Origin of the sequence: Stenotrophomonas sp. AS1 (assembly GCF_048957655.1) — a bacterium.
GTDB lineage: Bacteria > Pseudomonadota > Gammaproteobacteria > Xanthomonadales > Xanthomonadaceae > Stenotrophomonas > Stenotrophomonas bentonitica_A.
The window spans coordinates 463,166-472,475 of record NZ_JARVXM010000001.1 but is presented as its reverse complement, the minus strand read 5'-3'; the positions used below and the strand labels follow the sequence as shown (position 1 = coordinate 472,475).

The 9,310-nt window shown below is 61.1% G+C and carries 20 protein-coding genes; 7 read left to right on the top strand and 13 right to left on the bottom strand.

Annotation, left to right across the window (positions count from 1 at the left end; translation table 11 throughout):
• Nucleotides 1-8: 8 nt before the first annotated feature.
• On the top strand, nucleotides 9-1,043 hold the full coding sequence (locus PV764_RS02205) for a hypothetical protein (RefSeq protein WP_421116108.1): 1,035 nt from the start codon (nucleotides 9-11) through the stop codon (nucleotides 1,041-1,043).
• Between the two features lie 8 nt (nucleotides 1,044-1,051).
• On the top strand, nucleotides 1,052-1,600 hold the full coding sequence (locus PV764_RS02200) for a hypothetical protein (RefSeq protein WP_421116107.1): 549 nt from the start codon (nucleotides 1,052-1,054) through the stop codon (nucleotides 1,598-1,600).
• Here the strand turns inward: PV764_RS02200 and PV764_RS02195 are convergent.
• From PV764_RS02195 to PV764_RS02185, 3 genes are read right to left on the bottom strand one after another with little or no spacing between them, the layout of a single operon-like run.
• A complete protein-coding gene (locus PV764_RS02195) occupies nucleotides 1,597-2,427 on the bottom strand; it encodes a tyrosine-type recombinase/integrase (RefSeq protein ID WP_421116106.1) in 831 nt (276 codons plus the stop codon). The two genes, PV764_RS02200 and PV764_RS02195, sit on opposite strands and share 4 nt — an antisense overlap.
• A gap of 17 nt (nucleotides 2,428-2,444) precedes the next feature.
• Entirely contained in the window at nucleotides 2,445-2,780 is a 336-nt protein-coding gene (locus tag PV764_RS02190) for a hypothetical protein (protein WP_421116105.1), read from the bottom strand.
• Entirely contained in the window at nucleotides 2,767-3,093 is a 327-nt protein-coding gene (locus tag PV764_RS02185) for a hypothetical protein (protein ID WP_421116104.1), read from the bottom strand. The genes PV764_RS02190 and PV764_RS02185 overlap by 14 nt, the downstream gene beginning before the upstream one ends.
• Nucleotides 3,094-3,173: 80 nt before the next feature.
• On the opposite strand from PV764_RS02185, the gene PV764_RS02180 reads away from it, so the two are divergent.
• Complete coding sequence (locus PV764_RS02180; RefSeq protein ID WP_421116103.1) at nucleotides 3,174-3,401, top strand: hypothetical protein; 228 nt, start codon at nucleotides 3,174-3,176, stop codon at nucleotides 3,399-3,401.
• Nucleotides 3,402-3,409: 8 nt separating this feature from the next.
• Here PV764_RS02180 and PV764_RS02175 read toward each other — a convergent pair whose 3' ends face one another.
• Both PV764_RS02175 and PV764_RS02170 read right to left on the bottom strand, forming a co-directional pair.
• Nucleotides 3,410-3,598, bottom strand: a complete 189-nt coding sequence (locus tag PV764_RS02175; protein WP_421116102.1) for a hypothetical protein — start codon at nucleotides 3,596-3,598, stop codon at nucleotides 3,410-3,412.
• Nucleotides 3,598-4,527: a DNA cytosine methyltransferase gene (locus PV764_RS02170; RefSeq protein ID WP_421116101.1), complete on the bottom strand. Its 930-nt coding sequence runs from the start codon at nucleotides 4,525-4,527 to the stop codon at nucleotides 3,598-3,600. The genes PV764_RS02175 and PV764_RS02170 overlap by 1 nt, the downstream gene beginning before the upstream one ends.
• A gap of 125 nt (nucleotides 4,528-4,652) precedes the next feature.
• Here PV764_RS02170 and PV764_RS02165 point away from each other — a divergent pair, with 125 nt between their 5' ends.
• Nucleotides 4,653-5,300 carry a hypothetical protein gene (locus tag PV764_RS02165; RefSeq protein WP_421116100.1) on the top strand — a complete coding sequence of 216 codons (648 nt, stop codon included), beginning with the start codon at nucleotides 4,653-4,655 and terminating at the stop codon, nucleotides 5,298-5,300.
• Nucleotides 5,301-5,326: 26 nt separating this feature from the next.
• On the opposite strand, the gene PV764_RS02160 is transcribed toward PV764_RS02165, so the two are convergent.
• Genes PV764_RS02160 through PV764_RS02140 form a run of 5 tightly spaced genes read right to left on the bottom strand, consistent with a single transcriptional unit; the run spans nucleotide 5,327 to nucleotide 6,635 of the window.
• Nucleotides 5,327-5,869: a hypothetical protein gene (locus PV764_RS02160; protein WP_421116099.1), complete on the bottom strand. Its 543-nt coding sequence runs from the start codon at nucleotides 5,867-5,869 to the stop codon at nucleotides 5,327-5,329.
• Nucleotides 5,862-6,044: a hypothetical protein gene (locus tag PV764_RS02155; protein WP_421116098.1), complete on the bottom strand. Its 183-nt coding sequence runs from the start codon at nucleotides 6,042-6,044 to the stop codon at nucleotides 5,862-5,864. The genes PV764_RS02160 and PV764_RS02155 overlap by 8 nt, the downstream gene beginning before the upstream one ends.
• Nucleotides 6,032-6,166: a hypothetical protein gene (locus tag PV764_RS02150; protein ID WP_399620058.1), complete on the bottom strand. Its 135-nt coding sequence runs from the start codon at nucleotides 6,164-6,166 to the stop codon at nucleotides 6,032-6,034. The genes PV764_RS02155 and PV764_RS02150 overlap by 13 nt, the downstream gene beginning before the upstream one ends.
• Nucleotides 6,163-6,399 (bottom strand): hypothetical protein, encoded by a 237-nt coding sequence (locus tag PV764_RS02145; protein WP_070427027.1) that lies wholly within the window; start codon nucleotides 6,397-6,399, stop codon nucleotides 6,163-6,165. The genes PV764_RS02150 and PV764_RS02145 overlap by 4 nt, the downstream gene beginning before the upstream one ends.
• Entirely contained in the window at nucleotides 6,396-6,635 is a 240-nt protein-coding gene (locus PV764_RS02140; protein ID WP_346467862.1) for a hypothetical protein, read from the bottom strand. Before PV764_RS02140 ends, PV764_RS02145 begins: the two co-directional genes overlap by 4 nt.
• 226 nt (nucleotides 6,636-6,861) lie before the next feature.
• Here PV764_RS02140 and PV764_RS02135 point away from each other — a divergent pair, with 226 nt between their 5' ends.
• Nucleotides 6,862-7,092: a hypothetical protein gene (locus PV764_RS02135; protein ID WP_421116097.1), complete on the top strand. Its 231-nt coding sequence runs from the start codon at nucleotides 6,862-6,864 to the stop codon at nucleotides 7,090-7,092.
• A 36-nt stretch (nucleotides 7,093-7,128) separates the two neighbouring features.
• On the opposite strand, the gene PV764_RS02130 is transcribed toward PV764_RS02135, so the two are convergent.
• Nucleotides 7,129-7,650 carry a DUF4468 domain-containing protein gene (locus PV764_RS02130; protein WP_421116096.1) on the bottom strand — a complete coding sequence of 174 codons (522 nt, stop codon included), beginning with the start codon at nucleotides 7,648-7,650 and terminating at the stop codon, nucleotides 7,129-7,131.
• 12 nt (nucleotides 7,651-7,662) lie between these two features.
• A complete protein-coding gene (locus PV764_RS02125) occupies nucleotides 7,663-8,334 on the bottom strand; it encodes a S24 family peptidase (protein WP_421116095.1) in 672 nt (223 codons plus the stop codon).
• Between the two features lie 84 nt (nucleotides 8,335-8,418).
• Here PV764_RS02125 and PV764_RS02120 point away from each other — a divergent pair, with 84 nt between their 5' ends.
• Nucleotides 8,419-8,907 carry a hypothetical protein gene (locus PV764_RS02120; protein WP_421116094.1) on the top strand — a complete coding sequence of 163 codons (489 nt, stop codon included), beginning with the start codon at nucleotides 8,419-8,421 and terminating at the stop codon, nucleotides 8,905-8,907.
• A gap of 4 nt (nucleotides 8,908-8,911) precedes the next feature.
• Here the strand turns inward: PV764_RS02120 and PV764_RS02115 are convergent, their stop codons facing one another.
• Nucleotides 8,912-9,121 carry a hypothetical protein gene (locus tag PV764_RS02115; RefSeq protein ID WP_421116093.1) on the bottom strand — a complete coding sequence of 70 codons (210 nt, stop codon included), beginning with the start codon at nucleotides 9,119-9,121 and terminating at the stop codon, nucleotides 8,912-8,914.
• A gap of 11 nt (nucleotides 9,122-9,132) precedes the next feature.
• On the opposite strand from PV764_RS02115, the gene PV764_RS02110 reads away from it, so the two are divergent.
• Nucleotides 9,133-9,300, top strand: a complete 168-nt coding sequence (locus PV764_RS02110; RefSeq protein WP_266084505.1) for a hypothetical protein — start codon at nucleotides 9,133-9,135, stop codon at nucleotides 9,298-9,300.
• Nucleotides 9,301-9,310 lie beyond the last annotated feature (10 nt).

Here is a 9,310-nt window from a genome sequence, read left to right as displayed (position 1 = left end):
GGGGAGTGATGAGCGACAAGGTAAGTGTAGTTTTCCACGAAGTGTTTAACTGCGGCTACTACAAGCATGGTGCAACTGCGCCATCATTCGGCGGGCTCGCAGAGCTTCTACTGGACTTGGAAACCTGGTCAGCTGGTAAAAGCTTGGCAAACACGCAAATTTCATCGAGCGCAGCTGGGCATTCGTTGCCTATTTATCTGCTAAGCATGGAAAGCTTTAACGGTGCCGTTTTGTTGACAATGTGGAATGAGGTCCCCGCTACGGCCGACAATCAAGTTACGTCCGTCGCTGCGAACGATTTGGTGGGTAGTGTGACCCAGCACATGAATGGAATAGTGCAGGGCACTATCCCAGGCTTTCCGACGTATTTTTTGTTCCTCCCCAACGTAGGTGCATTTGCTACGCTTCGGGTGGAGGGCTTAATCACTGCGCAGCCGCCCTTTCAGAAGTACTGCGAGCAATTTCTTGCTACTCAATCCTCATATTGCGTGCAGCTGCCTCCTAATCCTAGCAGTCCTGCTGCAGTCGTGACCTATGGCTACAGGCCGACTCCGAGAGACCAAGTGGAAGCAAAGGTGCGTCCGAGATTTCGGACCCGGCTGTTCTCAAAGCCGGCTATCACTGCAGAGATTATTCGTCGCTGGGATGATGTCTACAAGATTGAGAGGCGTGCAGACATTACCTTCAAAACTCCTGATGAACGCGCGCTGTGGCAGAAGGCGTTGGGTGTCATGAAAAAGGGTTGGGCACCGTCCTCCACGCCTAATAAGGCGCACGTAACAACCTCGCTCACTACCTCACTTACTCGGGCGGAGGTTGTATCCCTTATTAACGATTGGAGTCAGCAGGCCCAGACGACAGATTGGGATGATTACGGTTTTAAATTTAAAGGTGAGACAAGTACACATTGGCTTAGCAAGTCAGGGGCGCGCGGAGAGGTGGTCTTGAACGGGATTAGAGCCGCTGACGGTACGGTGGCGACCTCTGCCCTATTGAGGGCTATCATGGGCCATCAAAGCTATCTTACCGGGCTGCTGACATGAGAATTTTGATGTTGAGCATTGCGTTCACTGTCACCATCTTTATGGTTGGAGCGGCGTTATGGTTCGGAAGGAGTATTCCTTTTCAGCAGCAGTGGCCGCTATTTGAGGCGCTAAGGGCTACGGCGGCTATCATCTTTGCCGTCGTCGGGGCATGGCTCGCGATCGTGTATCCGGAAAGGCTGCGGCTTTCGTTTACTGGCCTTTCCAAGCCTGCGGACCCTGTCAACGATAAATTCACCACTCTGTTTACACCGATTGCTCACTCGACGATAATTCTAGGGCTCGTCTTGCTTGCTGGTATAGCAGCTCCAATTGCTAAACAGGTGCCTCTCATTTTGGAGTACAAGGAGTGGGCGCGAACGACGTCCTTTGTCCTTCTCGTAGTCCTTACTCTGTGGCAAGTCTGGACCGTCGTGCTGACGTTGTATCCCGCGGATTTGATTAAATCGCAGGCGGACAAGGACATGTCACAAGCAAAGATGATGGAAGCGATTCGTGGATTAGGTGGGGTACAGGCGCCGGATGTCGCTAACGACCAGCGCGGCGGAGAATCTTAGTATTTTAGTTTAGCCACCGCACCGTCGGCACCTTCCGGCGTCAGATGTGCGTAGTATTTTTCCGTGGTTGCATAGTCTGCGTGTCCTGCAAGGACCTGCACTCGTCGCAGCGGCACTCCACTCATTACCAGGTGGGCGCAGAACGTGTGACGTAGTCGGTGGAGGTGCCCCCCGATCCCGGCTAGGTCGGAATCTCGCTTGAACCAGTCCGAAACCGTGTCCTTGTGCACCGTGACGAGCGGATCGGGCAGGTGCCGCAACGCCCACTTGGCATATCGGTTGAGGGGAACCTCCCGCCACTTTCCTGACTTTGTCCGGCCTTCGCCGCTCTCGTCCGGGTCGCTCTCCACCAGCAGCCGTCCCGCCACGACCGAGCTTTTCCCCAAGGCGATGATCTCGCCCCGTCGCAGGCCGGTATGGGCCAAGAAAAGCCACAGAGGCGCCCGCGCGGGGTTCGCCCGATACAGGCGTCGCATCGCCGCCCGGTCATAGAACTTGACTGCTACGCTTCGCACGCCGCGAGGCGCTTTCACAGAGGCAAGCGGGTTGACGTCCAGTTCCTTCCATTCGACGCCGCGGTTGAATGCCGCCTTCAGCCTTCGAATCTCTTTCCCCACTGTTTCCTTCGCTGCCTTGTCGTCTATGAGGCGCGAGCGCTTGTACTGCTCTACCTCGACCGCGCGGATGCGGTCGATCGGCCGATGACCGAACAGTTTGATGAAGCGCTTCACCTCGCTACGGGCTTTCGTGATGGTGGTCGGGTGCTCGGCCTCGTACCAGTCCAGATACCACTCCAGGTAGTCCCGAACCTTGGGCAGTCGCGCCAAGATCCGGACCCCGTGCGTCAGCTCTGCTTCTTTCGCGGCACGAATTCTCTCCGCCTCACGGGCGTCAGGTTGCCCAATGGACCGGCGAAAGCGCTCACCGCCTTCCGCCCAGTCGAGGTAGGCCTTTGTGCCACGCCAGTAGAGTCGAACCTTTGCCATTCCTCTGCACCTTCGATCGCGGCATAGAGCGCCGCCTTTTCGTACAACTGCTTTCCCATGAAGCGCCGGGGTTTGAGTCCGTAGCTGAGGGCGTTCTTGCGGAACTGGCTATTGGAGACGCCGCAGTAGTGCGCGGCTTCCTCGACCGTCAGCCAGTCCTTGCCTGATAGGTCGAGCTTTTCAGCGGCGCCCATGGCCACCTCCTGTTCCTGCACGCCGGGGCGGTGCTGGCGGCGCCAGGCCAAAGTCCAGCTGTACAACGTTGTCTGCACCGGGCGCTTCGATCGTGGGCATGACTTTCCGGGCGCTGCGGGCAGGGCGGTTGATGCGCCGCCACTGGTCGAGTGCCCCGGTTGCCTCAGGGTGGCGCTGGGTGGCCCGGCAACGGCATTCGACGAAGTGGCCGCCGCCGGCGGAGATGCTGCGCAGGTCGTGGATCTGGCGCGCGCTGTGACCGGCGGCGCAGTCCGGCAGCGGCTCGGGGTGGCTGATGTGTCGCTGGGTCATCGGTTGCCTCCAGTGTGGGCCCGCTGGGAGGGGGGTAAGATCTGTGCGAGGGCGGTGGCCGCCTGAGTCGGAGCACGGATATGGTCGAGTACGAAGACATTCGGAGCAGAGAGGCGCAGCTGTATGTTCTTGGCCGGAGGTTTGGAGCCACGATTTGGCTCAACTCGGCCGAGGACGTCGAGGTACGAGGCTTGACCCTGGAAACCGGGGAGGTTTTGCCCGGTTTGCCCGATCATTTCCCGAGCCAAGAAGCCGCGCTTGAAGCCGCCCGCGACGCTGTCAGCGTGTGGCTGGACCAGCAGGGATAAGGTCATAGTCATCGGGCGAACAGCTCCGGTTGGATAGGACGTGCCGGCGGCGCCGGCCGGGGAAGGGCCGCAGCGCGGCGGCGGGCGGACTGGGCCATGCGAAACATGGACCAGAAGCCGTGGCGTACCGGCCTCCGGGCGCGGGCCTCGCCGATCAGCACGCGCGCTGTGTGCAGGGCCTGGGTGATCGTGTCCATCAGGCCACCTTCCGCAATGCAGCCTGAGCTGCCGCATCAATACGGGTTCCGATCCACCTGATCACCGGGACGGCGAAGCTATTTCCCAGCATCCGGTAGCGCGGGCCGTCATTCAGGAGGGCGCCGTTCTGATCTGGCACCAGCGTCCAGTTGTCAGGAGCCCCAAAAAGACGCTCGACTTCTAACGGAGTGGGGTTGCTGACGCCGCCTGGTCTCGCAATAGCGAAGCCATTTCGGACCCACTGATTACATTGCCGCTTGCGCCAAATCCCGCAATCGATCGTTGGGTAAGGTCGGGGACGCGCCGGAGGATGCCGTCGCATGCTTTCGGGCTCAAGAAGTACCGGCGGGCGATCGGACCAGTTTCCAGTATCGAGGACAGAGAACACGCGACGGCGCCGCTGCGCCACTCCGAACCACTGCGCGTCAAGCACGGACCATTCGACGAGACCGTTGTCACCCAGCGCAACGCCTTCGCATCCCCATCCGTCGCGGGGGACAGGCACGACGGATCCTGCCATTGCGCCAACCACGACAGCAAAGTCTCGTCCCTGGTTGCTGCTGAAGGCGCCTGGCACGTTCTCCCAGACGAGGAAACGTGCCCCGCAAAGATGTCGAGCTGCATTGAAAATCCTCATTTGTTCGTGAAACAGGCCCGATCTGGCGTCGTCTAGCCCTGCACGGCGGCCAGCGACAGAGAGGCCCTGACAGGGACTTCCGCCGATCACCACGTCGATGCCACCGAGCACGGCTATCTGCTCATCTGTGATTTCGGTGACGCTGCCAAGGTTCGGCACGTCGGGCAGGCGGTGACGGAGCAAGGCGCACGCTGCGGGTTCGATCTCGGCCACGGCAACGCATTCCCAGCCGAGTGGTGCCCAAGCCAGGTGCGCGGCTTCCATGCCCGAGAAGAGCGATAGGTATCGCATCAGGTGTCCTCCCGCAGCCTGGTGCGCAGGTCACGCGGCGGCTGGACGGTAGCCAAGGTGACAGATACTGAGCAAGCCTTTGAAGGCATGGCAGAATGCGGCCCAATCGAGTTAGGGGTTGGGGAATGGAATTTCTGAACACCGTGGGCGCCTGCTGGTGGCCCGATCAGGGATGTGCACCGCGATGGGAAGCCTGGGCAGTCGCCGTTGCTGTTTTTGCAGGTGTGGGCAGTTGGCTCGCTGCCGTAGCAACTTACTGGGCGGTCATTTTCCCGTTGCAGCGTCGCCAGCAGGAGAACTTGGCAGTTGCCACGGCTGTGGTTGACAACTTCGCGGCCGAGCTCATTGACTTGCGATATGCACTCGGGCCGGTCGGGTTTATTCTTCCAACGGTGAGGCCCACGAGTGAGCCAAGTCAGGCCAAACAGACTGTTCAGGGAATGGCGCGACACTCCATTGCGGTCCCCGAGCTGATAGCGACTCCAGAAACTTTGGAGTTGGTCTTGTCCCTCAATAGTCTGCGACGAGCATTGAAAAAGTGGGACAAGTCGGTAGCCACGTTCGATATCTCGCCTGAACCCGACATTGAAGCTCCGTTTGCTGAGTACGTTGTCGACGAGCTCAAGTCGGATTTTCGCTCTGTGATGAACGAGATACGTGCCGTGGCAGAGTTGATTAAGGGCGTCGTCCCCGCCTACAGATCGGAACTTGACCTGATAACGCGATCGGGCGATGGCTTTCTTCCATTGCCTCCAGCGCCAGATGTTCTTTAGGGTCGACACCTCATCGTTGGTGTGAGTCATGGCTGGCTTCCCTTCTCGTGGTCTCTGATACGGTCGATGAGGTAGGTGGTTTCTTTTCGCCATTTGGCGCGGTCGAACGGGTTGAGGTACTTGGTCAAGTAAAGGAGCTTTTCTAGCGGCTGTAGCAGCCACGAGATGCGAAACGGCATGTCAGAGCGGTGGTCGCGGAGCGGGGCGTGCGGACGGCATTCCGGCCCTGCGAGCCATTCGACTTCGTTGCAGTCCAGGCAGTGGCCTTGGCCGTTACTGCCGGGCGGCCAGTGGTGCTGTTGCTTGGCCACCGGCGGATGCAGGTAAAGCGCGCGGATCACCAGGTTCCGGCGGCGCAGGTGCGTCACGTCGCCCGGCTCCGCCTCTTCCCATGGGTCGTTGCTGCCGCGGCGCCGGCATTCGTAGCGCACTGGCTTCTGCTGCCCGTACAGCTCCTCAATGCAGACCTTTGCCCACATGGCAGCCATGTCTGCCGGAACCGGCTCGCCGGCGGCGCCTGCGCGGCGCATGGCACGCAGGCAGGAGGCGACGTTGAGTGGATCAGCCATCGCGGCCGCGCCTCCACGCGTCGGGCACTTGGGTGGCGCAGAGCAGGGCGCCCATGAGCAGGTAGACGCCGGTGTCTTCGATGCCGCCCCAGGCCATGACGAAGGCGACGGCCGCAAGCAGGGCGCCCAGCAGCACCAGCCCGCCGGCGCGCCAGTGGCGGATCAGCCCGCGCATCGGATCTGCTCCATCAGGGCGGCGAAGTGCTCTTCCTGGCGGCGCTGCAGCCAAGCGGTGGCCAGCAGGGCGCCAGCGGCAAAGCCGACGATCAGGCCGAAGGCGAAGTCGATCCCGCTCATGCGGCACCCGGGGTGTGGTTGCGTGCGCCGTGCGCCAGGTCGCGGGTCATGTCGGCGACGGCGCGGGCAGCGCTCTTGTGGCCGTCCAGCACCTCGCGGCGGGCGAGTGCGGCAGCGCGGGCGATGTGGTGAGGGCGGTAACCCATTCGGCGTGCCGCGATCGCCACGGCCAGGCCGGCGCCGTTGGCGCGCTGAGCGGTGTTGGTGGGGAACTGGAGGATGACGGCGCTCATGCCTGCGCCTCGACCAGGTCGGCGTTGCCGAGCTGCAGGGGGCCGATGCGCATGCCGGTGCGGATGTGGTTGGCGCGCAGTTCGAGCGCGGCGCTGGAGCCCTTCATGGCGAGCTCGGCCCATTCGGCGGGCGAGAGGTTGATCTCGACGGTGCCGAAGGAGATGGCGACGGTATCGGTGGCGTGCACGGCTTTGACCGTGACGGGACCGGAAGCGGTGAAGGCAGCGAAAGCCATGGAGGACTCCGAGCCCCGGCCCGGATGGGCTGTTACTGGGGCGACGAAGTAAAATTACCTGCGGGTATGTCTTATGTCAATACCCGGGGGTAAGTAAATTCTCGGACAGGGGTAATGGAAGGCCATGGCGGCGACGAGCCATATCCTGCGGTCGGCTCTGCCGTTGGATTTACCGCGACGGTGCTTGCTGCTAGCGTTCCTCGAAACAACACATGGAGGTGGTCACATGAGTGGGTTCGAAATGGGGTACGGACTGGTGATGCTGTTGATCTTCGGACTCGGAGCGGTCCTGGCCATCCTCTGGATCTTTGTTCCGTTCGCAGTCTTCGGCATCAAGCCACTGCTCAACGATCTGATCCGCGAGGTAAGAACGAACAACCAGCTCAGCGCAGAGATACTGGCCGAGCAACGCGCTGCCGCAAAGGCGCGCATCATCCAAGAAGAGCGCCCCCTGTAGGGGCGCGATGGAGGAGGGCTTGGCTGCCCTGTCAGGTCACCAGTTGTCGCCGGCCTTCCGGGTCACGAGCGACGCATTGATCTCATCTCCGAACATCAACAGCTTCGGGCGGATCTTGTCCATGTCCTTCGCGCTTCGAACTGGGCCGTCGAACTCTGGTTGCCGTATACCTGCGTTGATCTTTGCCGGCCAGTGCAGCCGAACGTTGCTGAAGGTCAGCCTGAAACGCTCGTCCTTCGCCTCAAGCCGCATGGTGAAGGGAACCGTCCAATCGGGCTTTCCAAGACACTCCCACGCGCTCGCGCAGGGATAGTTGATGTTGCCATTGCCGATGATGGTCCCGTCATCCTTGCTCTCGTACTCGATGACTGCCTTGGCCGAATTGAAGTTCTCGGCAATCCACTGTCGCCCTGCGGTGTAGATCGCAGCCTTGTCGTGGCCTGGCGCATCGAACACCTGCACCAACGTGCGCTGCTCTTCAGTTAGGTCGGCGGCGGCTGCCACCATTGGCAGGAAACCCCCCACCGCCAGCATCCCCAGTCGTACGACGATACTCATCAACTTCCCCTGTCAAAAGCGCCTGAAACCTGCGTGCACAAGTGCGCGCCCCTGGATGGAAAGCTCGTCCGGCTCGCACCGCCATTCTTTGAAGTCCGGATTGGCGCTGACGACGTACATGCCATCGACCCGCTTCTGCAGCATCTTGATCTGGGTCTCGCCGTCATAGCTGATCAGGTAGTAGTCGTCGCCATCGAAGTAATCGACTGCCGTGTCGATCCATACAATGTCGCCATCCTCGATCTTTGGCCTCATCGAAGGGCCACGCCCCGTGATGATCTGAATCTGCCCTGGTCTGGGCAGGAAGCCCAGCTTCCGCCGTACCTCCCACTCAGCAACCTCCATCACTTGCATCACTTCAGGGAAATCCTGATTCACCACGCCTACCCCCATTCCGGCTGCTCCTTCGAGCAGATGGAAGCGAACGTAACCGGGTGGGGTCTCAGTCGCTAAGACAGGTGAGACGGAGCGGCCATCGCCGAAGTGATCCGGGAATGCATGGGCGAGCGTTGCCAAGGTGTCCTCGCCAATGCGCTTACGCCCGGCCTTGCCAGGTTCGTAGAGCATGCGTGACACGTAGCTGGCGTCTTTACCGATTTTCGCGGCAATTGCCGCGACACCGCCGCGCCCCAGGTCGTCAGCCAAAGCCTTCAGCTGAGCCCGGCGCTGTTCGTATTTATCCATCCGTGTATTCCACGATTCCATTACCTGCAAGTAAATTGCCTACAGGTATTGATTGATTGCTTACCTGCGGGTATTGTTTGGGTCATGGAGACCCTACGCACCTACCTTTCCACGTTGAGCCCGCCGCAACAGGCGCAGTACGCGGCCCGCGCTCGCACTTCCATTGGCTACCTGCGCAAGGCGCTCAGCAAAGGGCAGCGGTTCGACGGCGGCCTGGTCCGCCTGCTGCATGTGGAGAGCGGCGGCGCTGTATCTCTGCATGAACTTAGGCCGGACATCTGGCCCGAGCCGGAAGACGTCGTGCAGACGCCGCGCGCTGTGATCGGCCCGCTGGTCGACAGCCGGATGAGCAAGCGCGCGCTGCGGGCCAAGTTCGGTTTCAAGACCGACGCGCCGCTGGCGAAGCTGCTGAGGCTGCCGGTGGAGCAGGTCGAGGCCTGGCCGGAAGAGCAGAGCGTCCCGGCGCTGCCGCAGGTGCTGAGGCTGCTGGGCGTGCAGGAAGAGCCGCCGACCACCGAGGCCGCGCCGAGCGACCCGGACGCTGACCGAATCATCAACGTGGAGGCTGCCTGATGGCTTACACGCGCACAAGCCGCTCGCAGGTTGAAACGACCTCAAAGCCGTCTTCAACCGCATTGACCGCACTGCCGTCCGCCAGCGTGTACCGGGCAAGGCCTTCGACCCAGCTTCGGCCGCTGAGCCCTGAGGTTTCGATGCGGGTTCGGTGCTTGATGACCGATACCACGCGTCCGTCTTCCCCTCGCGTTTCGATTCGTTCCATGTCCATGGAGAACCCCAATGTCTGAGTTGACCCCCGAGCAGGCCCGGGAGCATCACCTGTCGCGCATTCGTGAATACGCAGTCAAGCGCGACCTGAGCGGTGAGCATATCGCACTGATCTTTCAGGCTGGCATTGCTGCGGCGGGCCAGCTGCGGCCTGACCTGATCAAGAGCGAGGCTGCCTGACATGCGCGCT